Here is a 24,163-nt window from a genome sequence, read left to right as displayed (position 1 = left end):
TAATACTCCGCGCCATAAACGGCACGACCATATGAGAATTAGGAGCGTGTAAGATGGCGGAAAGCTTCTCAACAAACAGTCGTTTTTTTGATAACAAATTCTATCCACGTGGTTTTTCCCGGCACGGTGACTTTACGATTAAAGAAGCTCAACTGCTGGAACGTTATGGGCAAGCATTTAACGAACTGGATACGGGCAAACGTCAGCCAGTAACAGATGAAGAAAACCAGTTTGTCGCTGTGTGCCGTGGTGAGCGGTCTGCTGAGACTGAGTTGGAAAAAATCTGGGCCAAGTATACTGCTCGTATTCGTCGTCCGAAACGCTTCCATACGTTATCTGGTGGCAAGCCACAAATGGATACCGTTGAAGAATATACGGAAAGCGATGACTAATCTTAATGGGGCTGTTGCCCCATTCTTGCTTTCTGATGGCTGTGACTGCGCATGACATTGAGGTTATGTAAGACTCTTGTGCAATTGAATAAGCAGGCGGTCCATGCATCGGTAACTGAGCGCTTCCGATAAGTGTTTACGCTGAATGTGCTCCTCACCCCCCAGATCGGCGATGGTGCGTGAAACTTTTAGTATCCGGTGCCAGGCCCTCACTGAAAGACCTAATTTACCCATCACTTCTTCCAGATAAGCGGCGTCCTCGTTTTTGAGTTTGCAGTAGCTGGTAATATCGTCAGGCTTCATCTGTGCGTTAATACGCCCTGCACGCGCCAGCTGTCGTTTGCGAGCCTGAATGACCCTTTCCCTTACTGCTTCGCTGTTTTCGCCGTTGCGTGTCTGCTGGCGTAGTATACCGGGTGCAAGCAGAGGAACTTCAATTGACAGATCAAAACGGTCCAGGAATGGACCTGATAATCGATTGAGATAGCGCAAAACTTGCTGTGCTGGCATGCGGCTATGCATTCCTTGATAGTGCCCTGATGGGCTGGGGTTCATCGCGGCGACAAGTTGAAAGCGTGCAGGGTAACAGACTTTGGCACGAGTGCGTGAAATGACGATTTCGCCTGATTCGAGAGGCTCACGCAGTGAGTCTAAAACCCGGCGTTCAAATTCCGGTAATTCATCTAAAAACAGCACGCCATTATGCGCCAGTGAGATCTCGCCAGGTTTGGGTAACACACCTCCCCCCACTAATGCAGTTATCGATGCCGTATGGTGCGGAGCCCGAAAAGGGCGGCTACGCCATTGAGAAAGGCTGGGCTGAATATTGATAAGACTGTTAATTGCGGCGCTCTCTTGTGCTTCTTCGTCATCAAGCTCGGGAAGTAGCCCCGGCAAACGGCTGGCCAGCATGGTTTTTCCCGTCCCTGGTGGGCCTAACAGCAGTAAGTTGTGGCCACCAGCAGCGGTTATCTCCAGCGCTCTTTTGCCTTGCTCCTGGCCGATTATTTCTTTCAGATCAGGGATGGCCTGGCTAACGTGGGCGATGGGGGAGACATCACGCCCTTTTTGTAACGTCTCTCCGGTTTGTAAAAATGCACAGACTTGCAATAAATGGCTGGCGAGCAAAGCATTACTGTGAGGCACCAGTACCATTTCCATTTGATTGTCTTGCGGCAGAATCAGGCTGCGCCCTGCTTTGTGGGATTCCAGAGCCGCAGGAATAGCGCCATGCACGCCACGCAGGCTGCCAGATAAGCCTAGCTCACCGAGAAACTCAAACTGTGCCAGCTTCTCTCCTGCAATCTGTTCTGAGGCTGCCAGAATGGCCAGTGCGATAGGCAGATCATAACGTCCTCCCTCTTTAGGCAGGTCGGCAGGTGCCAGGTTGACGGTGATCCGCTTGGCTGGAAAGGTAAAGCCACAATTGATAAGAGCACTGCGCACCCGGTCTCGTGCTTCTTTGACAGTGGTTTCCGGTAAGCCGACCAGCGTGAGAGCGGGCAGCCCGTTACTGATGTGTACCTCAATGGAGACTTCAGGTGCCTGCATGCCAATAGTGGCGCGTGTATAGGTGATGGCCAGTGTCATTCTCATTCCTCCCTGCGACGGGTACATCATGGGGTGCTGGGGGCGTTTATGCATCATGACAGTAACGGTGGTGCGAGCGGTTGCCAGAAAAAAAATGGCTGTTGCAGCGCGAAAACATAATATTGCGATACAGGCCTGTTTGATGACAAAAAGTGCAATAGCTAATACCAAGGTTTACTTTATGAATAGTAAGTGTTTTTTTAGATAAGTCCGCGTTTTCCCACTGGAAGGTAAAGAAAAAAGAGTTGTCATTGCGGGGCTTGCTGTGATAACTCTGTAGGCATTCGTTCGACAATAGATTAATGAACAACCTGAAATGAAAGCCCTAAACCTAGTGATTAGCCTAGTCGTGATTAGCGTGGTGGTGATTATTAACCCACCGTGCGGGGCTGCACTTGGACGAAGAATGGCTTAAAAATCAAGGCCGAATTCAAGAAAACCCCCGCACCGAAAGGTCGGGGGTTTTTTTATGGGCCGACAATCTCAATAAGGGAGCAGAGCATGTCCGGTAGCATAAAATCCTGTTTTCCTCAGATGGAATCGGGGAAATAACTATGAATGGCGCACAGTGGGTAGTACAAGCGTTGCGGGCGCAGGGAGTGGAAACCGTTTTTGGTTATCCAGGTGGCGCGATTATGCCGGTTTACGATGCCTTGTATGACGGCGGCGTCGAGCATCTGCTGTGCCGCCATGAGCAGGGTGCCGCCATGGCGGCGATTGGTTATGCCCGCTCGACTGGCAATGTTGGCGTCTGTATTGCCACATCCGGCCCCGGAGCCACCAACCTGATAACCGGGCTGGCCGATGCTTTGTTGGATTCGGTGCCAGTTGTGGCGATTACCGGTCAGGTTGGCTCGGCGTTGATAGGCACCGATGCCTTTCAGGAAATTGATGTGCTGGGGTTGTCGCTGGCATGTACTAAACACAGCTTTTTGGTGGACTCCATCGAGTCATTACCGGAAATCATGGCTGAAGCTTTCGCCGTTGCCCGCAGCGGTCGCCCCGGCCCGGTGCTGATTGATATCCCGAAAGACATTCAGTTGGCACAAGGCGAGTTTTCCCCCTGTTTTATGCCGGTGGATGACAGCCTGCCTTTTTCTGCCCATCGCGTTGCTGAAGCGCGGGCGATGCTGGCTCAGGCGAAAAAACCGGTGTTGTATATCGGTGGTGGTGTGGGCCTGGCACAGGCCGTCCCTGCGCTGCGCGCGTTTATCGACACCACGCAGATCCCGGCGGTCGTGACGCTCAAGGGGTTAGGCGCGGTTGCCAATGACTATCCGTATTACCTCGGTATGCTGGGGATGCACGGTACGCGGGCGGCAAACTTGTTGGTACAAGAGTGTGACCTGCTGGTGGCGATAGGGGCGCGTTTTGATGATCGCGTGACCGGCAAGCTCAGTGCGTTCGCACCTCACGCCAGCGTTATTCATATGGATATCGACCCGGCGGAACTGAATAAATTGCGTCAGGCACACGTCGCGCTTAATGGCGATTTGAATCAATTATTGCCAGCATTACAGCAATCGCTCGATATCGCCGCATGGCAGCAACAGGCGGCGATGATGAAAGCCGAATATCCATGGCGTTACGACCATCCCGGCGAGGCGATCTATGCTCCGGCGCTGCTGCGCACTCTGGCGGATCGTATGCCTGCCGAGACCGTTATCACTACCGATGTTGGTCAACACCAGATGTGGGCTGCCCAACATATGCACTTTACCCGGCCTGAAAACTTCATCACCTCCAGTGGGCTTGGCACCATGGGGTTTGGCGTGCCTGCGGCGGTTGGCGCGCAGGTTGCCCGCCCGGAGAATACGGTTATCTGTGTTTCAGGCGACGGCTCTTTTATGATGAATGTGCAGGAGCTTGGCACTATTAAGCGAAAACGTCTGCCCGTGAAGATCCTGCTGCTGGATAATCAGCGGCTCGGGATGGTACGACAATGGCAGCAGTTATTTTTCGATGAGCGCTACAGTGAAACCAACCTTTCTGATAACCCCGATTTCCTGATGTTGGCCAGCGCCTTTGGTATCCCCGGCCAACACATTACCCGTAAAGACCAGATTGATTCCGCCCTGGATGCGCTGCTGAACAGCGAAGGCCCTTATCTGCTGCATGTTTCCATCGACGAGAATGAGAATGTCTGGCCGCTGGTGCCACCGGGTGCCGGTAACGAAACCATGCTTGATAAAACAGAATAATGGCAGGAGACTTTCCCATGACACATCATCAGCTTTCCATTCAGGCCCGCTATCGTCCCGAGGTGCTGGAGCGCGTCTTGCGCGTGGCCCGTCATCGCGGCTTTCAGGTTTGTACCATGAATATGACGCAGGAGTTAAGCGGCGATCGGGTACAGATAGAAATGACCGTTGCCAGCCAGCGACCGGTAGATTTATTGTCAACCCAATTAAGCAAACTGCTGGACATTGCCTGTGTCGAGATCCAGCCGCTCACATCACAACAGATACGTGCCTGAAGGCACCGGTAAGGAAAATTAACAATGACGAAAAAAGCAGACTATATCTGGTTCAACGGTGAAATGGTTGCCTGGGCTGAGGCCAAAGTGCATGTGATGTCCCATGCGCTGCATTATGGCACGTCTGTGTTTGAAGGGGTGCGCTGCTATACCTCTCACAAAGGGCCGGTGGTGTTCCGCCACCGTGAGCACATGCAGCGCCTGCATGATTCGGCCAAAATCTACCGTATGCCAATATCCTACAGCGTTGATGAGCTGATGGAAGCCTGCCGCGAAACGCTGCGCCGTAATAACCTGACCAGCGCGTATATTCGCCCGCTGGTGTTTGTTGGCGATGTGGGTATGGGCGTGAACCCGCCCGCGGGTTATAGCACCGATGTGATTATCGCCGCCTTCCCGTGGGGAGCCTATTTGGGCGAAGAAGCGCTGGATCAAGGTATTGATGCGATGGTGTCGTCATGGAATCGTGTGGCTGCCAATACCATTCCGACGGCGGCCAAAGCGGGCGGTAACTACCTCTCTTCTCTGCTGGTGGGCAGCGAAGCGCGTCGCCATGGCTATCAGGAAGGGATTGCGCTGGATGTGAACGGCTATGTGTCGGAAGGCGCAGGCGAAAACCTGTTTGAAGTGAAAGACGGCGTGATTTTCACCCCGCCGTTTACGTCTGCTGCGCTGCCGGGCATCACCCGTGATGCCATCATCAAACTGGCGAAAGACAAAGGCTTTGAGGTGCGTGAGCAGGTACTGTCGCGTGAATCGCTGTATCTGGCGGATGAAGTCTTTATGTCCGGCACGGCGGCGGAAATCACCCCGGTGCGCAGCGTGGACGGTATTCAGGTTGGCATCGGCAAATGCGGGCCTGTCACCAAACAATTGCAGCAGGCGTTCTTTGGCCTGTTTAGCGGCGAAACGCAAGACAAATGGGGCTGGCTGGATCCGGTCAATCGTTAATTCGTTATCACAGAATGCTTTTTCCGGTGGCGCTCTCGCCACCGGCTACCCGTTTAAACTGGAGTAATCAGAGTATGCCTAAGTACCGTTCAGCCACCACCACGCATGGTCGTAACATGGCTGGAGCGCGAGCCCTGTGGCGCGCCACAGGAATGACCGACGCCGATTTTGGCAAACCTATCATTGCGGTCGTGAACTCGTTCACGCAATTTGTTCCCGGCCACGTTCATCTGCGCGATCTGGGTAAACTGGTCGCCGAGCAGATTGAAGCGGCGGGCGGTGTTGCCAAAGAGTTCAACACCATCGCGGTGGATGACGGGATAGCGATGGGCCATGGCGGTATGCTGTACTCGCTGCCCTCGCGTGAGCTGATTGCCGACTCGGTAGAGTACATGGTTAACGCACACTGCGCGGATGCCATGGTGTGTATTTCTAACTGCGACAAAATCACCCCAGGCATGCTGATGGCCTCGCTGCGCCTGAATATTCCGGTGATTTTTGTTTCCGGTGGCCCGATGGAAGCCGGGAAAACCAAACTCTCTAATCAGCTCATCAAGCTGGATCTGGTGGATGCCATGATTCAGGGCGCGAACCCGAATGTCAGCGATGCCGACAGCGACCAGATTGAACGCTCTGCCTGCCCGACCTGCGGTTCTTGCTCTGGCATGTTCACTGCCAACTCGATGAACTGCCTGACTGAAGCGCTGGGGCTGTCTCAGCCGGGTAACGGCTCGCTGCTGGCCACCCACGCCGATCGCAAACAACTGTTCCTCAATGCGGGAACACGCATTGTTGAGCTGACCAAGCGTTACTACGAGCAAGACGATGCCAGCGCGCTGCCGCGTAATATTGCCACCAAAGCGGCGTTTGAAAATGCCATGACGCTGGATATCGCCATGGGCGGCTCCACCAACACCGTACTGCACCTGTTGGCATCGGCGCAGGAAGCGGAAGTGGACTTCACCATGGATGACATCGATCGTCTGTCGCGCAAAGTGCCGCAGCTGTGCAAGGTGGCACCGAGTACCCAGAAATACCACATGGAAGATGTACACCGCGCCGGTGGCGTGATGGGTATTCTCGGTGAGCTGGATCGCGCCGGTTTGCTGAACCGCGACGTGAAAAATGTGCTGGGCCTGACGCTGCCGGAAACGCTCTCAACTTATGACGTGATGCTCACCCAGGACGAAGCGGTGAAAACGATGTTTGCCGCTGGCCCGGCAGGGATTCGCACCACGCAGGCGTTCTCGCAGGACTGCCGCTGGGATTCGCTGGATACCGATCGTCAGGAAGGGTGTATCCGTTCGCGCGAACACGCTTACAGTCAGGATGGCGGGTTGGCGGTGCTGTACGGCAATCTGGCTGAAGATGGCTGCATTGTGAAAACCGCCGGGGTAGACGAAGGCAGTCTGGTGTTCCGTGGCCCGGCAAAAGTGTATGAAAGTCAGGATGATGCGGTTGAAGCCATTCTGGGTGGCCGTGTGGTGGCTGGCGACGTAGTGGTGATTCGCTACGAAGGGCCGAAAGGCGGCCCCGGGATGCAGGAAATGCTCTACCCCACCAGCTTCCTGAAATCGATGGGATTGGGCAAGGCCTGTGCGCTTATCACCGACGGGCGCTTCTCTGGCGGCACCTCTGGCTTGTCTATTGGTCATGCCTCACCGGAAGCGGCCAATGGCGGCACCATCGGGCTGGTGCAGGATGGCGACATGATTGCCATCGACATTCCGAAACGCAGCATCGCGCTGGAAGTGGATGATGAGGCGCTCGCTCGCCGTCGTGAGCAGGAACTGGCGCGTGGCGAAGCGGCCTGGACGCCGAAAAACCGCGATCGTCAGGTGTCGTTCGCGCTGCGTGCTTACGCCAGTCTCGCCACCAGCGCAGATAAAGGCGCGGTACGCGATAAGAGCAAACTCGGAGGCTAACCATCATGGCAGTTTCTCAACCGCTTCCCGCCGAACCCGGCGGTGCGGAGTACCTGCGCGCGGTACTGCGCGCGCCGGTGTACGAAGTGGCGCAGGTGACGCCGCTGGAGCCGATGGATAAGTTGTCATCGCGCCTGGGTAACGTCATTTTGGTCAAACGTGAAGACCGCCAGGCGGTACACAGCTTTAAGCTGCGTGGCGCTTACGCCATGATGGCAAGCCTGAGCGAGACGCAAAAAGCGCACGGCGTGGTGACGGCATCGGCCGGGAACCACGCGCAGGGCGTGGCGTTATCCGCCAGCCGCCTGGGTATTCGGGCGTTGATTGTGATGCCGGTTGCCACCGCAGACATTAAAGTCGATGCGGTGCGTGATTTTGGCGGCGAAGTGTTGCTGCATGGCGCGAACTTCGATGAAGCCAAAGCCAAAGCCATTGCGCTGTCACAGCAGCAACACATGACCTTTGTGCCGCCGTTTGACCACCCGGCGGTGATTGCCGGGCAGGGTACGCTGGCGATGGAGCTGTTGCAGCAAGACGCGCACCTCGACCGGGTGTTTGTACCGGTCGGCGGCGGTGGGCTGGCGGCGGGCGTCGCGGTGCTTATCAAACAGCTGATGCCACAGATTCAGGTTATCGGTGTTGAAGCCGAAGACTCCGCTTGCCTGCGCGCTGCGCTGGATGCCGGCCAGCCGGTGGACTTGCCGCGCGTCGGGCTGTTTGCCGAAGGGGTGGCGGTAAAACGCATTGGTGACGAAACCTTCCGCCTGTGCCGGGAATATCTGGATGATGTGATAACGGTCGATAGCGATGCCATTTGCGCGGCGGTGAAAGACCTGTTCGAAGATGTGCGCGCCATTGCCGAACCGTCCGGTGCGCTGGCGCTGGCGGGCATGAAAAAATACATCCAGCAGCACAACATTCAGGGCGAGCGGCTGGCGCATATTCTCTCGGGGGCGAACGTCAACTTCCACGGCTTGCGTTATGTTTCCGAGCGCTGTGAGCTGGGCGAGCAGCGCGAAGCGCTGATGGCTGTCACCATTCCCGAGCAGAAAGGCAGTTTTCTCAAATTCTGCCAGTTGCTGGGCGGGCGATCTGTCACCGAATTTAACTACCGCTATGCGCACGCCGATAACGCCTGCATTTTTGTTGGCGTGCGCTTAACGCGCGGCAGCGCAGAGCGGCATGAAATTCTGTCACAGTTGCAGGCGGGCGGTTATCAGGTGGTGGATTTGTCTGATGACGAGATGGCGAAACTGCATGTGCGCTACATGGTCGGTGGCCGTCCTTCCAAGCCGCTCAAAGAGCGTCTCTACAGTTTTGAGTTCCCGGAATCACCGGGCGCGCTGTTGAAATTCCTCAACACGCTGGGGACGCACTGGAATATTACGCTGTTTCATTACCGCAGCCACGGCACCGATTTTGGCCGGGTGCTGGCGGGATTTGAGCGCACCGAGCACGACCCGGCGTTTGAGCAACATCTTCAGGCGCTCGGTTACGAGTGCCATGACGAATCGCAAAACCCGGCGTTTCGTTTCTTCCTGCAAGGCTAGCGTCAGTTAGCCTCACCTCATGCGCCCGACGGTGTGACGCCGCCGGGCGCATGTTATTTTGAGCCGCACTGCGGTAGGCTTGATGTCTCATTGGTCAAGGACATCACATCATGGCAACGGGATTTAACGGCTTTCCCCCCAGGCGCTGACGTTTTTACAGCAGGTACGCCAGCAAGACAGTAAAGAGTGGTTTGAAGATCACCGGCAAACGTATGAAAACCAATTGCTGACGCCGTTTCGCGCGCTGGTGGAAACCCTCTCCATCACTATGCTGCAAATTGACGATCACATCGAGACTCGCCCGGCGGTGGGCAAAACGTTGTCCCGTATTCACCGCGATACCCGTTTTTCCCACGACAAATCCCGCTACCGCGACAAAATGTGGTTTACCTTCAAACGCACGCCGAAAGACTGGACGGATTCACCGGTCTATTTTTTCGAGCTGACCCCAACGGACTGGCGCTATGGTCTTGGCTACTACAGCGCCAGCCGTGCCACCATGGAGTTGTTCCGGCAGACGGTGCGTGATAATCCACAGGGTTTTCTGACGGTAGCGGCATGTCTTGGTGGTGAGTTTGAGTTGGTCGGGGAGAGTTACAAACGGCCATTGATTAAAGAGCAGCCAGCGGAACTGGCACACTGGTACAACCGTAAATCGTTCGCGGTGATGGCAACCCGGCAAGATCTGGAACCGGTGTTGAGCGGGGAACTCGCCTCAATACTCGCGACAGGGTTTACGCAACTGGAACCGCTCTACCACTATCTGATGAAGATTGAAATGCTGAAAAAAGCAGCGGAGCCCGAGAAAATCAGCCCCGCCTTTATGGATGAGCGCTGGTTGAGTCGTTGAAGGTTATTTTCCCTTTACCATCAAATAATCAAACAGATAGCCTTCACCAGCGGCATCAAATACCGTGATTTGCAACTGGCGGTTATCGACGCAGGTGAGCAGTAGCTTTTTCTGCCCGCCAAAGCTGCCTTCGGCCAGGCCAATCGCCTGAGTGTCGCTCATCTGGCGTGCCGTCAGGGTGAAATCGTCCAGTTTATTGGCATAGCGAAAGGCGACGGAGCCGCTGGCGGTGAGTTCGCCGTCTTCATTATTGAGCGTCAGGTTAGCCAGATGATAGGGCGCTTTCTGGTCATACATCTCTTTGAAGTAATCACTGAGCTCGGCGTATTCCTGCGCGGAGAGTTGCAGGTAATATTCGTAGCTGTAATCGCCATCAAAGCAGCGGTTACGACGCGCGGGCGTAATGGCGTCCGGCAGCGTGTGCTGGGTGACATCGTTCAGGTAGCGCAAGCGACTGAGCTGCTGCTGGTAGCTTTGTTGCAGGCAGGCTTCGTCGCGGCAACTGTTGCGGCGGGTCAGCCAACTGCGTTGGAATTGCGTCAGGCTTTTATCTTGTGCGTCGCGTTCCGGGTTGCCGGTAAGCAACGCGCGTGATTTTTGCCATTCCTTTCCCAGTTCGTCATCTAACTGACTGAGTGCCGGTATCTGGCAGATCAGCTTTTCTTGTGCCGATGTTGCCTGTTGGCAGGGAAAACTGGCTGCCAATGCCGGAAGCGCACCGCCTCCCAGCAGCAGTGGCAGCAGCCACGTTGCAAGCGTTCGTTTCATTATTATTTTTCCTGTAAGGTTTCCCAAAAGGCCGCTATTAACGGGTCGGTTAGGTGTTTTTTTTGTACACAGACACCCAGTTCAAACGGTTCCATAGCCTGAGCTTCTAATATCGACACCCGATTACGCACCGGTTCCGGGCTATTTTCAAGTACCACATCAGGAATGAGAGCGATACCGCAACCGAGCGCCACCATGGACACCATCGCCTCGTGGCCGGAAACGGTGGCATAAATCGGCGGATTGGTAATATGTTGGCGACGAAACCACACGTCGATACGTTTTCGCACCGGGCCGTGCTCCGGCAAGATAAACGGAATTTGCGACCAGTCTGGCTGAGGCTGTAACGCCTGGGTTTGCACCGGGCAAGGCAGCGCCGGAATAATCAATACCAGCGGAACGCTGCCAATCGGCATAAATTCGACGCTGGCAGGCAGGCTTTCCGGGTGCCCGGCGATGCCCAAATCCGCTTCATTGGATTGAACTTTGTCGAGCGCGTCGGCGGCATCGCCCGTGGTGAGCTTGATTTCCACCAGCGGATGGCGCGCCCGGAAGCGATCCAGAATCGGCGGCAGATGGCTATAGGCGGCGGTAACAGAGCAGAACAGCCGCAGTTCACCACTGAGTGACTGCCCCTGCTGCTGTAACACGAAACGCAATTGCTGATATTGCAGCAGGGTTTGCTGCGCGAAGGTCTTGAGGTGCTCGCCGGCATCCGTCAGGCGCACGGTGCGATTATCACGTAAAAACAGCGCCTGACCGAGGTCTTCTTCGAGCCGCTGAATCTGGCGTGAGAGCGTGGAAGGGCTGATATGCATCGCTTTGGCGGTGCGACCAAAGTGGCGGCTCTCTGCCAAATGCAAAAACAGCTTCAGATCGCGTAAATCCATGCGTGCTCTCTCGTTATGATGTTGCAATTCTTGCAATATGACGTTGTTAATATATCAATTTAAGCAATGTATTTCCTGTCATATGATAATGACATTGTGACAGCGGCAAGCGCCGCTTTCGATAAACACCCAATACGATATCAAATGGAGCACCTCGCATGGCCAATTACTTCAACACACTGAATTTGCGTCAGCAGCTGGCGCAACTGGGCAAATGCCGTTTTATGGGCCGCGATGAGTTTGCGGACGAAGCCAGCTACCTGAAAGGCAAGAAAGTGGTGATCGTGGGGTGTGGCGCTCAGGGCCTGAACCAGGGCCTGAACATGCGTGATTCTGGTCTGGATATTTCTTATGCGCTGCGTGCTGAGGCGATTGCGGAAAAACGTGCTTCATGGCGTAAGGCAACCGAGAACGGCTTTAACGTCGGCACCTATGAAGAGCTGATCCCGCAGGCCGACCTGGTGGTTAACCTGACGCCGGACAAACAGCACTCCGCAGTGGTGCAGGCAGTTCAGCCGTTGATGAAACAAGGCGCGGCGCTGGGCTATTCCCACGGTTTTAACATCGTTGAAGTCGGCGAGCAGATTCGTAAAGACCTGACCGTTGTCATGGTAGCGCCGAAGTGCCCGGGTACTGAAGTGCGTGAAGAGTACAAACGTGGTTTCGGCGTGCCGACCCTTATCGCCGTTCACCCGGAAAATGACCCGAAAGGCGAAGGCATGGCGATTGCCAAAGCCTGGGCTGCGGCAACCGGTGGCCATCGCGCGGGCGTACTGGAGTCCTCTTTTGTTGCAGAAGTGAAATCTGACCTGATGGGCGAGCAGACCATTCTGTGCGGCATGTTGCAGGCTGGTTCACTGCTGAGCTTCGATAAGCTGGTGGCTGAAGGTGTTGACGCGGCCTATGCCGAGAAACTGATCCAGTTCGGCTGGGAAACCATCACCGAAGCGCTGAAGCAGGGCGGTATCACCCTGATGATGGATAGGCTCTCCAACCCGGCTAAACTGCGTGCGTTCGCGCTGTCTGAACAGCTGAAAGGCATTATGGCTCCGCTGTTCCAGAAACACATGGATGACATCATCTCTGGCGAATTCTCCAGTGGTATGATGGCTGACTGGGCCAACGATGACGTAAAACTGCTGACCTGGCGCGAAGAAACCGGCAAAACCGCGTTTGAAAATGCACCGCAGTTTGAAGGCAAAATTGAAGAGCAGGAATATTTTGATAACGGCGTCCTGATGATTGCGATGGTGAAAGCCGGGGTAGAACTGGCGTTCGAAACTATGGTGAGCTCCGGTATCATCGAAGAGTCTGCCTACTACGAATCACTGCACGAACTGCCGCTGATTGCCAACACCATTGCCCGTAAGCGCCTGTATGAAATGAACGTGGTGATTTCTGATACCGCAGAATACGGTAACTACCTGTTCGCCAATGCCGCCGTGCCGTTGCTCAAAGGCGCATTCATGGACAGCCTGCAACCGGGCGACCTGGGTAAACCGGTTGCCGCCTCAGCGGTGGATAACGCCCAACTGCGTGACGCGAATGATGCTATCCGCAATCACCCGATTGAAGTGATCGGTAAAAAATTGCGTGGCTACATGACCGACATGAAACGTATTGCCGTCGCGGGTTAATTTTACCTGTCGCCGATTAATATTAACGGGGTGCCTTGGCACCCCGTTTTTTTGTCGTTTATCGGGGAGATTGCCCGTCGTTACTCTGCCGGGCGTGATTTAAATACGTGCTCGGCTTGCTGAAAACGTGCGGTAACAACCGCAGACGGTGCGCGGCCCAGCAGGCTGACGACCACTATCGACAATGATGCCAGCAGGAAGCCGGGAATAATTTCATACAGTTTCAGCCAGCCGTACTGTTTCCAGATAATCACGGTGGCGGCCCCTACCAACATCCCGACCAGCGCGCCGTTGCGCGTCATGCGTGGCCACAGCAGGGAAATCAGGATAACCGGGCCGAACGCGGCACCAAATCCGGCCCAGGCGTAGCTGACCAGCCCCAGCACCCGGTTTTCCGGGTTGACCGCCAGCGCAATGGCTATGACTGAGACTAACAGCACCATGGCGCGCCCAACCCAGACCAGCTCTCGCTGGCTGGCGTTTTTGCGCAAAAACGGTTTGTATAAATCTTCGGTAATTGCACTTGAGCAGACCAACAACTGGCAACTGAGTGTACTCATCACCGCCGCCAGAATCGCGGACAGCAGCACACCGGCTATCCACGGGTTAAACAGCAAGCGTGCCAGTTCGATAAACACCCGCTCACCATTCTGGCTGACATTGCCTGCCTGCGAGGGGTTGCCGGTGAAATAAGCGATGCCGAAGAACCCGACGGTGACAGCCCCGGCCAGGCACAGCACCATCCAGGTCATGCTGATGCGGCGGGCGTTGCGAATGGTGTGATGCGAGTCGGCGGCCATAAAGCGCGCCAGAATATGCGGCTGGCCGAAATAGCCAAGCCCCCAGCCCAGCAATGACAGAATCGCTATCGTATCGAGGCCCTTGAACATGTCCAGGTTGGCCGGGTTTTTAGCGGCAATAACCGCAAGTGAGGGCGCTACGCCGCCAACGGAGAGGATAACGATGACTGGCGTCAGGATCAGGGCGAAGATCATCAGGCTGGCCTGGACGGTGTCCGTCCAACTGACGGCCAGATAACCGCCGATGAAGGTATAGGCGATGGTGGCGGCGGCCCCGGCCCACAGCGCGGTGTCGTAGCTCATGCCGAAGGTGCTTTCAAACAGCCGTGCGCCCGCGACGATGCCGGACGCGCAATAGATGGTGAAAAACACCAAAATCACCAGCGCGGAGATAACCCGCAGCAGCTTGCTTTTGTCTTCAAAGCGGTGGCTAAAGTAATCCGGCAGGGTCAGCGCGTTGTGGTTGATTTCGGTGTGTACGCGCAGGCGGCCCGCCACCCAGGTCCAGTTCAGGTAGGCACCGATAGTCAGCCCAATGGCTATCCAGCTCTCAGAAATACCGGACAGGAACACCGCGCCCGGCAGCCCCATCAGCAGCCAGCCGCTCATGTCGGATGCGCCAGCGGATAACGCCGTGACGACGCTACCCATGCGGCGGCCACCGAGAATGTAGTCGCCGAAGTTGTGGGTGGCGCGGTAAGCCATCAGGCCTATTAATACCATGCCGAAAATGTACACCAGAAAAGTGACCAGCAGCGGTGTGCTCAGGGTGGTCATGATTATCTCCATTGTGATGCGAGTCCGTGAGTACCCGGTGTGATGACGAAAATCGTCAGGTTTTACCGGGTTGTACCTTTCATCCAGATGGCCGTGGCTGAGGGAGCAACGGTTTTTCTCTGTCGCCATGCTCCTTGGATGCGGTACGAAAATATGCTGAAAAAGACAATGTATTAACAAGGTTGCACAAGGTTGCAACATGCCGGATAGTAACCCTTGCCTTTCAACACGGCGTTGTTACTGACACGACGTTCTTCTAAACAGGAGTAGGTATGGGCACCACCACGATGGGCGTTAAACTCGATGAGGCCACGCGCGAACGCCTCAAAGCCGCAGCACAGCGTATTGACCGCACGCCACACTGGCTGATTAAACAAGCCATTTTCAGCTATCTCGAACGCCTGGAACGTGGTGCTGATACCCCTGAAATCCCTCTTGCTCCCGGCCAGGAGCCACTTGAGGTGACAGAGATTATGCCGCAATCGGCGCAAGAAGAAACCCATACGCCGTTTTTAGCTTTTGCCGGGCAGGTCTTGACGCAGTCGGTGTTGCGCTCGGCGATTACGGCGGCTTACCGGCGGCCGGAAACCGAAATGGTGCCGATGCTACTGGAGCAGGCGCGTATGCCTGCGCAGCAGTCACTTGCTGTCAGCACGCAGGCCGCGTCGCTGGTGGAAAAACTGCGCGGGCAAAAAGCGGGAAACGGGCGCAGCGGCATGGTGCAAAACCTGTTGCAGGAATTTTCGTTGTCCTCCCAGGAGGGCGTAGCGCTGATGTGCCTGGCAGAAGCGCTGCTGCGAATTCCCGATAAACCGACGCGAGATGCGTTGATCCGCGACAAAATCAGTCACGGTAACTGGCAGGCGCATATCGGCCACAGTGCATCACTGTTTGTCAACGCGGCCGCCTGGGGGCTCCTTGTGACCGGTAAACTGGTGGCAACCCACAATGAGTCGCATCTTTCCGGTGCGCTGAACCGCGTGATTACGAAAAGCGGCGAACCCCTGGTGCGCAAAGGCGTCGATATGGCGATGCGTTTAATGGGCGAGCAGTTTGTCACCGGTGAAAATATTGCCAGAGCGTTGGCCAATGCCCGTAAGCGTGAAGAGCGCGGTTTTCGCTACTCCTATGACATGCTGGGCGAGGCGGCGCTCACCGCCGAGGATGCCAGCGCTTATCTGGCTGCGTATCAACAGGCGATCCACGCCATTGGCCGGGCGGCCTGCGGGCGCGGTATTTACGAAGGCCCCGGTATTTCCATCAAGCTTTCGGCGCTGCACCCACGCTATAGCCGGGCGCAGTATCAGCGGGTGATGAGCGAGTTGTACCCGCGCCTGCTGTCGCTGACGCTGCTGGCGCGCCAGTACGACATCGGCATTAATATTGACGCCGAGGAAGCTGACAGGCTGGAGCTGTCGCTCGATCTGCTGGAGCGCTTATGCTTTGAGCCGCAACTGGCGGGCTGGAACGGCATTGGTTTTGTGATTCAGGCTTACCAGAAGCGCTGCCCGTTTGTGATTGATGCCTTGATTGATGTGGCGCGCCGCAGTCAGCGCCGCTTGATGGTGCGGCTGGTGAAAGGGGCCTATTGGGACAGCGAAATCAAGCGTGCGCAAATCGACGGGCTGGAGGGCTACCCGGTCTATACCCGTAAGGTGTATACCGATGTCTCGTATCTGGCCTGCGCCCGCCGCTTGCTGGCGGTGCCGAATCTGATTTATCCGCAGTTTGCCACCCACAATGCCCACACGGTGAGCGCCATCTACCATCTGGCGGGCAATAATTACTATCCGGGGCAGTATGAGTTTCAGTGCCTGCACGGTATGGGGGAACCGCTGTATGACCAGGTGGTTGGCCCGCTCGCCGAAGGGAAACTCAATCGTCCATGCCGGATTTACGCACCGGTCGGCAGCCATGAAACCCTGCTGGCTTATCTGGTGCGTCGTTTGCTGGAAAACGGTGCGAATACGTCATTTGTTCACCGTATTGCTGACCCAACGGTAACGCCGGATGCGCTGGTGGCAGACCCGGTTGCCGACGTGGACGCACTGGCGGAGCGTGAAGGTCAGATAGGGCTGGCACATCCCCGTATCGTGTTGCCGCGTGCGCTGTATGGCCGGGCGCGGCGTAATGCCAGCGGGCTCGATTTATCTAACGAACACCGGCTGGCGTCACTGTCCAGCGCCTTACTCTCCAGTGTGTCGCAGCCGTGGCGCGCCGCCCCCGTATTGGGGCAAGCCGGTGATGACGGCGGTGAAACCGCCCCGGTCATCAACCCGGCGAATACCGGTGATGTGGTCGGTTATGTGCAGGAAGCCAGCCCCGCGCAAATTGCCGCTGCGCTGGCGCTGTCGGTCAGTGGCGCGGAGCTGTGGTTCGCCACGCCTGCCCACCAGCGCGCTGCCATTTTGTTGCGCGCAGCCGATGACATGGAAAACCAACAACAGCAGTTATTGGGCTTGCTGGTGCGCGAGGCCGGGAAAACCCTGGCGAACGCGATTGCCGAAGTGCGCGAAGCGGTGGATTTCTTACGTTACTACGCCGTACAGGTGAGCGAGCGGTTTAATAACCATGACTATCGCCCGTTAGGGCCGGTGGTGTGCATCAGCCCGTGGAATTTCCCGCTGGCTATCTTTACCGGCCAGATTGCCGCCGCGCTTGCCGCTGGCAATAGCGTGCTGGCCAAGCCCGCCGAGCAAACGCCGCTGATTGCCGCCCAGGCGGTGCGTATTCTGCATGAGGCTGGCGTGCCTGTGGATGCGCTGCAATTGCTGCCGGGCGAGGGGGCGCGCGTTGGCGCGGCGTTGGTGGCAGACGAACGGGTGCGCGGCGTGATGTTTACCGGTTCCGGCGCGGTGGCCGCGCAGTTGCAGCGTGCGCTGGCCGGGCGGCTTGACCCGCAGGGGCGCACGATACCGCTGATTGCCGAAACCGGCGGTATCAACGCCATGATTGTCGATTCTTCTGCGCTCACCGAGCAGGTGGTGGCAGATATCATGACGTCGGCGTTTGACAGCGCCGGTCAGCGTTGCTCGGCGCTGCGTTTGTTGTGTGTGCAACAGGAAGTGGCGCAAAAGACCCTCTCGATGCTGCAAGGCGCAATGGCGCAATACCGCATGGGCAACCCTGACCGCCTGACGACCGACATCGGGCCACTGATTGATGCAGAGGCCAAACAGCAGATAGCGCGCCATATTCAGGCGCTGCGTGCCCGTGGGCGCACGGTGTATCAGGCGGCCTCGCCCGATGCCGCAGATGAAGCACAATGGGCGCGCGGTCATTTCATTGCCCCGACGCTTATTGAGCTTGAAAGCGTTGAGGAACTGCGCCACGAGGTGTTTGGCCCGGTACTGCATGTGGTGCGTTATGCGCGCCGCGATCTCGATGCGTTGATTACACAGATTAATGCGGCAGGTTATGGCTTAACGATGGGGCTGCATACCCGTATTGATGAAACGATAGCGCAGGTCAGTGCGCAGGCGAAGGTCGGCAACCTGTATGTCAACCGTAACATGGTTGGCGCGGTGGTCGGGGTGCAACCCTTTGGTGGCGAAGGGCTTTCGGGCACCGGGCCGAAAGCCGGTGGGCCGCTGTATCTCTACCGGTTATTGTCGCACTGCCCGCCGTCAGCGCGGGTGCTGCATACTGACCACCATGGCGAGTCTGCACCGATAGCGTCGGGCGCTCGCCCGTCATGGCTGGCCGTACTCGATTCGCTGGAAAACTGGGCGCGTCAGGTGCATCGTGACGGTTTGGCCGCCTGCTGCCAGCGTTACGGCGAACTGACGCAAACCGGCCGAGGGTGGGTGCTGGCGGGGCCAACCGGTGAGCGCAATGCCTACACCTTGCACCCGCGTGAGCAGGTGCTGTGCGTGGCCGATAACGACGATGACGCGCTGGTGCAACTGGCCGCCGTGCTGGCGGCAGGCAGCCGGGCGCTGTGGCTCAATACGCCCGAGCGGCAGGCGCTCTATCGGCAACTGCCGGAGCCTGTACAGGCGCGACTGGCGTTCAGCCACGACGGTGTGGCGGATGACAGCCGCGTTGATGCGGTGCTGTTTCATGGCGATGCCGACAGGCTACGCCACCTGTGTGAGCAACTGGCGCAGCGTGACGGGCCGCTGGTCAGCGTGCAGGGGTTCTCACGCGGTGAAACGGACATTGTGCTGGAGCGGTTGCTGACAGAGCGCTCGCTGAGTATCAACACGGCGGCGGCGGGCGGCAATGCGAGCCTGATGACGATTGGCTAGCTAACATCGGCAAACCATCAGGCACGGGAAGGGAGCCCAGTGTTGACTGGGCAATGCCCGTTATCGCCCCTCTTCTGATTGAAGCGGGTGCCATCGCATGCTGAACAGCAGCATAAATACCACCGCGCTCAATGCCGCAATAAACCCAACGATGAGGAACGCGGCCGTATTCCCCATTATTCCGGCGATAAACAGCATCTGGGGGGCGAAAATCCGGCTGATGGAGAAACGAATGCTGGCGGCGGCGAAATAGCTACTGCGCTTATCTTCAGGGCTGATTGTCGCAATGTAGGTATCCTGCACGCTGACCACAAGCAACTCAGCCAGCGTGAGCACCAGTACGCCGCCCATAAACCCGCCAGGCCCGGTTGCGAAAGCAAAAATCACCATGCTTAGCCCGTACAGCATGCCTGATGCGCAGAAAGCAAACTTCAGGCTGTAGCGGTCAGAGAGGCTGGCAAAAGGTCGTGTCAGGGCAATAATGAGCGCGCCGTTGACGACCATGCAGAGCGTAAACAGCGAAACCGAGCTCACCGAATAGGTCAGCAGGGTGGCCGACAAATCCCTGAGCCGCTCTTCAATCGTCACCGGCAGCAAAAGTTCTAACTGCATAAATGCCTGTGCCGCCAGAATACTGCCCAGCAGGAAAAGGGATAGCCGATAGTCTTTGGATAGGCCATAAAATTGCTGAAAGGCATTGCGTTTTTTTTGCGGCGGAGGAACTACATCATCCGTCAGCACATGGTGAGCGGCCATGTTAACCAGCGTCGCGGCCAGCATTATCCCTGCGTGCCAGACACCCTGATTCGCCAGTAGGCCGCCAAGCAGCGGCCCGACAACAAACGCGACGTTAAAAATGACGTGCAGAGCAGAAAATACGCGTTTCCATTCACTGGCCGGGAATGCATCGCTGACTATCGCCTTGCTCACTGAAAAGTAGAGGGTAAATGACCAGGAAAGCAGGCTGAAGGCGCACAGGTAGAGCACGGGTGAGGCATACCAGAAGGAGAGGACAAACAGGAGTGCGGCCAACAGATACCCTGAAAAAATGGCATTGAGCACTTTTTTCTTGGCGTAATAGTCGGCAAGGCGAGCCACATACAGGCTGATGATGACACTCAGCACCGCAACCAATGACAGCAGCGTGCCCGTCAGCGCGCCGCCCCATTGTTGATTGAGGTGAATGGCGACGAACGGAAACCAGGAAAAGAAACTGACGTACATGATGGCGTCAGAGATATAGCGATAAATCCGTTTCACACGTACGACTCCATGTTAACAAAGGTGGCCAGATGACTCGCCACATCCTGCGTAGCCGGTGACTTGTAAATATCAAAATGCCCGGCATCAACGGTAACAACCTTCATTTTTTTCAGGTGATTATCCCAGCCGCTGGTGGAATCCGAGGGGTTTTTCGTCGCCCGGATGAACAGGCATTCCCCCTCGAATGTGCCCACAGGATCGTGAGAATGAACCGCTTCGTTGTTCGCCAGCCACATGCTAAGGCCGGATTCAATATCAGCCAGCGGTGTATCGGCGGTGATATGTCCGGTGCTGATGCCAATGGATTTGATGTAGGCAAAATCTATCGCGCCAGAGGAAGGATAGAGCTTATTGATATCCAGCAGATGGGGCTTTCCTTCAGTAAATTTCGTTGCATAACTGAGCGTAAAGTCATCCTGACGAAAGGGTTTGACGGCACAAATATGGCTGTCCAGCAGGATGAGTTTGCAGCGCTTGCCGTAATGCTGCGTCAGGAGGCGGCCTATCTCATAGGCCACATTGCCGCCAAAGCTATACCCGATAATCGTATAACGCTCTGCCGGGTCACGATCCAGCATGTCGAGGCAATAGCGTTGCGCCATCTCGTTAATATTGTTGATAAACTTACCTGTTGATGCATCAGGAACGCATTCGATGCCATAGGAGCCTATCTGACGGGGAAGCAGTTTTTCCGCGATATCTTGATAACACCACAGCGCACCGCCGGCAGGATGAATGAACCAAACATGCTGACCCGGCTGACCTTCTGTCAGTTTGGCCACGCCGGAAATACGGTGGTTGCCGCCGGGCTCGGCTATCTCTTTTAGCGATACGGCAATATTCAGCGCGTTGCGGCCTTCAAAGATAAGGTAGGACGGAAGATGCTTGCCATAACGCTTGCCAAGCGCATTTAAAATCCTGATGGCCAGAAGGGAGTGACCACCTGACAGGAAAAAATCATCCTGCGCGTTAACCTCTTCGCCAAGATACTGCCTGAACAGACTGAGCACCTCATGAAGATAGGCCGCATCGGCATCCGCAACGGTGACGGGGGCGGCCTCAGTGAGCGTGTCATCACTCGGTGCGTACTGGCGAACCACGTCATCGTTACCGGAGAGGTGCAGTTCAAGATTGCGCAGCCAGGCACTCATCATGGCATCAGCGGTAGCGGGCGTAAGGATATCGGAGCAGTATTCGAGTCGCAGGGTGGTTTTTTTCTCTGAACGCGTAATGACAAACGCGCTATCCGCTTTCGGAGACTCCGTGTGCTCATAGCGCCATTCCAGGCCGTCAGGCGCATTGCCACATTCGTTGTAGACAAAGGTATTCTGCCAAAGCGGCCGACTCCCTGTCCCTTTTGACCTCACTTTACGCCGTATCAGCGCGTTCACTGACACCGCTGAATGCTCAAGGCAGGCGGCAAAGGTTTTGCACGCCTGTTCCAGCAGGTGCTCGCTTTTATCACCGAACCTGAAAGGCACTGGCAGAACGTCAACAAAGTTGCCCAGGCTACCCGCCTCTTCTGCCGAACGGCCAAACACCGGTACCCCGAGGCAGAACGCCTCTTTTTTGATAAATTCGGACAGCGTCAGAGCCGTGGTGCTTAACAACAGGTTGAATGGTGTCACACCACGCTGACGGCTGAAACGGGTTATCGCTGAATGCGACTCTGGCGATAAGTCGACTGATAACGACTCGCCACGCGGGGTGAGGCGGGCACCGCAGCGAAACTCAGGCGCAATGCGCGACTCTTCGGCCACCATAGACAACGCGCGCTCCCACCATAACAGATCCGATGTTTCCGCTACGGCGGCGGAGGCTGCGCAGTGCTGGAGGAACGACAGGTCACTCTCCAGCGATAATTCCTGGCCTGACAGGATTGCGCCGAGTTCGCTAAAGAAAATGTCTGCGGAATAGCCGTCAAATATCACATGATGGAATATAAACAGGTATTCGTCTCTTTTGGCGAGCGAGATGACTTTCCAGAGCGGGTTATCAATCACGCTCATGCCTTGCTTTTTTACGCCTGATGCGTGAGTTGCATCGAGGATACCCGGCACACATTCAGCCGGTGAGGCAATGTGCTGGGCAAAGAGGCCTTGCGGGTTGGCCTTAATCCGCACCCTGAGTGCGGGATGGCGTTGAGACATCACCGCCAGCGCGCGCAGTATCTCATCCTGTGTGCGGTGTTTAATGGTGACGTGGTAGTGAAGATCCCAATTAAGCGGCTCGCTTTCATTAAGCGCTGAAAACAGAATTCCCTGTTGTGGCTCAGAAAGCGGTATGACCGCTGGCGTTTGCGCGACCTGTTTTTCCTGCCAGGCCGGTGGCGAGGCGCACACCATCTTATACAGCTTTTCAAGATTGCCGCTGTTCATGATGGCGGCGCTGGACAGGTTCACATGATAGCTGTCCAGCATCATTCTGGCTGCCCTGACGCAGTGCAGCGAATTCACTCCCTGACTGAGAAGGCTCTCCCCGATGTCCACCTCATCGCCGACCAGCGCACTCCAGCGCGCCTTAAATTCCTCAAGCCCGGCGGGGATTTGATGGCCCGCCGGGCGGATTTTATTCGTGCGGATGGCCGTTAACGCATTAACGTTGATCTTGCCGTTCGGCAGGGTGGGAAAGGCACTTAGCGTAATGAAGCGCGATGGGATCATCCAGGCAGGAAGGGTGCGGCTAAGGTGCTGACGCAACGCCTCATCATCTATTCCGGTTTGCGATTCAAGCCACATGAACAGTGAATCTTCATTGACCACGTCCAGGTGCGTCGCGTTGATCGCCTCCGAGAATGCATGAGCCGTTTTAGCGATTTCGTCTTTCTCAATGCGCAGGCCGCGAAGCTTAATCTGGTGATCGCGTCGGCCGATAAAATACAGCATGCCGTCATCCGCGCGACGCACGATATCCCCCGTCCGATAGCGGATGGGGACACCGGCGCTATCGACGATAAATTTTTCTGCTGTTGCCGAGGGATTATTGATATACCCGGATGCCACGTTAGGCCCGGAAATTATCAGTTCGCCCTGCGTGCCGTCGTGTTTACCTTCCGCTGTGACGACCTCATAACTGACGCCGGGCAACGTATTGCCTATCGGAAGCGCATCGCCCTGAATACGGTGGTGTGGCGAATAGCGATAAAAACAGCACTGGATCGTGGTTTCCGTTGGGCCGTAAAGGTTAACCAGTTCAGCCTGGGTCTGCGCAATAAGGGCGTCAGCCAATGCTTTTGTAATGGCCTCTCCGCCGCTGAACAGCAGGCGCAACCCTTTTAGACCGGGCGCTTGCCCGGTTTCGTTGATGAACCTGAGTACAGTCGGCACGAACTGGGCGACCGTCACATGATGGTGGTTAATGTTTTCCAGTATTTCAGCCGGGTCGGCTCCACTGATAACAAAACGGGCTCCGCTCATGAGCGGAGCAAAATATTCCCAGACGGAGGCGTCAAAACTGATGGATGACTTCTGAATAAAGACATCTTCATCAGACCATCTGAATTCATCATTCATCCAGTGCATATGAAACGCCAGGGCGCGTTGCGAAACCACCACGCCCTTCGGTTGACCGGTGCTTCCGCTGGTATAAATGACGTAAGCCGGTAACGCTGAGGCGTTGCGCGCACAGGCGCGTTGCAGCAATTCGCGGGCGCTTTCGCTTCGTGTTCCGTCAATCAGTTCAGACAGGATAACCGTATGTCCGCCAATCCGTGGCTGATGCTTGCTGTCTGTCAGCACTAACTGCGCACCGGCATTTTCGATGCAGTAAGCGATCCGTTCAGCAGGATAGGACACATCCAGCGGAATATAGGCGGCATCACACAGTTGCACTGCCAGCATGGCGGTAAACCAGTCCGCGTTTTTCTCCGCATACAGCGCCACAAAACAGCCGGGGGTGACCCCCAGCGCCTGAAGTTTGATGGCCAATTCCGCCGCGCCATGAACGAGTTCACCGAATGAAACCGTCGTGGCTTCATGCACAATTGCCGTACGTTCAGGCGTATTTAAGGCGACGTGACAAATGGTACTGATGGGTGTTTGCATA

At 56.2% G+C, this 24,163-nt stretch carries 15 protein-coding genes and 1 pseudogene; 10 read left to right on the top strand and 6 right to left on the bottom strand.

Annotated elements, in window-relative coordinates; all coding sequences use genetic code 11:
- Window positions 1–53 precede the first annotated feature (53 nt).
- Window positions 54–392 carry a DUF413 domain-containing protein gene (locus DAQ1742_RS19360; RefSeq protein ID WP_035344977.1) on the top strand — a complete coding sequence of 113 codons (339 nt, stop codon included), beginning with the start codon at window positions 54–56 and terminating at the stop codon, window positions 390–392.
- Window positions 393–455: 63 nt separating this feature from the next.
- Here the strand turns inward: DAQ1742_RS19360 and DAQ1742_RS19355 are convergent, their stop codons facing one another.
- The gene (locus DAQ1742_RS19355; protein WP_035344973.1) at window positions 456–1,982 is read right to left on the bottom strand and encodes a YifB family Mg chelatase-like AAA ATPase; all 1,527 of its coding nucleotides are present in this window, start codon (window positions 1,980–1,982) and stop codon (window positions 456–458) included.
- Between the two features lie 316 nt (window positions 1,983–2,298).
- Here DAQ1742_RS19355 and ilvL point away from each other — a divergent pair, with 316 nt between their 5' ends.
- From ilvL to DAQ1742_RS19320, 7 genes and pseudogenes are all read left to right on the top strand, one after another.
- Window positions 2,299–2,397, top strand: a complete 99-nt coding sequence (gene ilvL / locus DAQ1742_RS19350; RefSeq protein WP_071604114.1) for an ilv operon leader peptide — start codon at window positions 2,299–2,301, stop codon at window positions 2,395–2,397.
- Between the two features lie 139 nt (window positions 2,398–2,536).
- Entirely contained in the window at window positions 2,537–4,183 is a 1,647-nt protein-coding gene (gene ilvG, locus DAQ1742_RS19345) for an acetolactate synthase 2 catalytic subunit (protein WP_067487371.1), read from the top strand.
- 17 nt (window positions 4,184–4,200) lie between these two features.
- Window positions 4,201–4,458, top strand: a complete 258-nt coding sequence (gene ilvM, locus DAQ1742_RS19340; protein ID WP_035344957.1) for an acetolactate synthase 2 small subunit — start codon at window positions 4,201–4,203, stop codon at window positions 4,456–4,458.
- A gap of 24 nt (window positions 4,459–4,482) precedes the next feature.
- The gene (ilvE, locus tag DAQ1742_RS19335; RefSeq protein WP_035344955.1) at window positions 4,483–5,409 is read left to right on the top strand and encodes a branched-chain-amino-acid transaminase; all 927 of its coding nucleotides are present in this window, start codon (window positions 4,483–4,485) and stop codon (window positions 5,407–5,409) included.
- A 74-nt stretch (window positions 5,410–5,483) separates the two neighbouring features.
- Window positions 5,484–7,334 (top strand): dihydroxy-acid dehydratase, encoded by a 1,851-nt coding sequence (gene ilvD, locus DAQ1742_RS19330; protein ID WP_035344952.1) that lies wholly within the window; start codon window positions 5,484–5,486, stop codon window positions 7,332–7,334.
- Window positions 7,335–7,339: 5 nt separating this feature from the next.
- On the top strand, window positions 7,340–8,884 hold the full coding sequence (gene ilvA, locus DAQ1742_RS19325; RefSeq protein WP_035344950.1) for a threonine ammonia-lyase, biosynthetic: 1,545 nt from the start codon (window positions 7,340–7,342) through the stop codon (window positions 8,882–8,884).
- Window positions 8,885–8,994: 110 nt separating this feature from the next.
- Window positions 8,995–9,734: pseudogene (locus DAQ1742_RS19320) on the top strand (DUF2461 domain-containing protein).
- Between the two features lie 3 nt (window positions 9,735–9,737).
- Here the strand turns inward: DAQ1742_RS19320 and DAQ1742_RS19315 are convergent.
- Both DAQ1742_RS19315 and ilvY read right to left on the bottom strand, forming a co-directional pair.
- A complete protein-coding gene (locus DAQ1742_RS19315; RefSeq protein WP_051124141.1) occupies window positions 9,738–10,502 on the bottom strand; it encodes a lysozyme inhibitor LprI family protein in 765 nt (254 codons plus the stop codon).
- Between the two features lie 2 nt (window positions 10,503–10,504).
- Window positions 10,505–11,392, bottom strand: coding sequence for an HTH-type transcriptional activator IlvY (gene ilvY, locus DAQ1742_RS19310; protein ID WP_035344947.1), 888 nt, complete (start codon window positions 11,390–11,392; stop codon window positions 10,505–10,507).
- A gap of 158 nt (window positions 11,393–11,550) precedes the next feature.
- Between ilvY and ilvC the strand changes: the two genes are divergently transcribed.
- Window positions 11,551–13,029: a ketol-acid reductoisomerase gene (ilvC, locus tag DAQ1742_RS19305; protein ID WP_035344944.1), complete on the top strand. Its 1,479-nt coding sequence runs from the start codon at window positions 11,551–11,553 to the stop codon at window positions 13,027–13,029.
- Window positions 13,030–13,109: 80 nt separating this feature from the next.
- Here ilvC and putP read toward each other — a convergent pair whose 3' ends face one another.
- Window positions 13,110–14,606: a sodium/proline symporter PutP gene (gene putP, locus DAQ1742_RS19300; protein WP_035344941.1), complete on the bottom strand. Its 1,497-nt coding sequence runs from the start codon at window positions 14,604–14,606 to the stop codon at window positions 13,110–13,112.
- Between the two features lie 272 nt (window positions 14,607–14,878).
- On the opposite strand from putP, the gene putA reads away from it, so the two are divergent.
- Complete coding sequence (gene putA / locus DAQ1742_RS19295) at window positions 14,879–18,856, top strand: trifunctional transcriptional regulator/proline dehydrogenase/L-glutamate gamma-semialdehyde dehydrogenase (protein ID WP_035344938.1); 3,978 nt, start codon at window positions 14,879–14,881, stop codon at window positions 18,854–18,856.
- A gap of 60 nt (window positions 18,857–18,916) precedes the next feature.
- Here putA and DAQ1742_RS19290 read toward each other — a convergent pair whose 3' ends face one another.
- Together DAQ1742_RS19290 and DAQ1742_RS19285 are read right to left on the bottom strand one after the other, a co-directional pair.
- Complete coding sequence (locus tag DAQ1742_RS19290) at window positions 18,917–20,116, bottom strand: MFS transporter (protein ID WP_035344935.1); 1,200 nt, start codon at window positions 20,114–20,116, stop codon at window positions 18,917–18,919.
- A complete protein-coding gene (locus DAQ1742_RS19285; RefSeq protein ID WP_035344932.1) occupies window positions 20,113–24,162 on the bottom strand; it encodes a non-ribosomal peptide synthetase in 4,050 nt (1,349 codons plus the stop codon). The genes DAQ1742_RS19290 and DAQ1742_RS19285 overlap by 4 nt, the downstream gene beginning before the upstream one ends.
- Window position 24,163: the final 1 nt, after the last annotated feature.

The sequence above is a fragment of the Dickeya aquatica genome (genome assembly GCF_900095885.1).
GTDB lineage: Bacteria > Pseudomonadota > Gammaproteobacteria > Enterobacterales > Enterobacteriaceae > Dickeya > Dickeya aquatica.
Note: the sequence above shows the minus strand (reverse complement) of the source record. Positions and strands in the feature narration are given on the sequence as shown.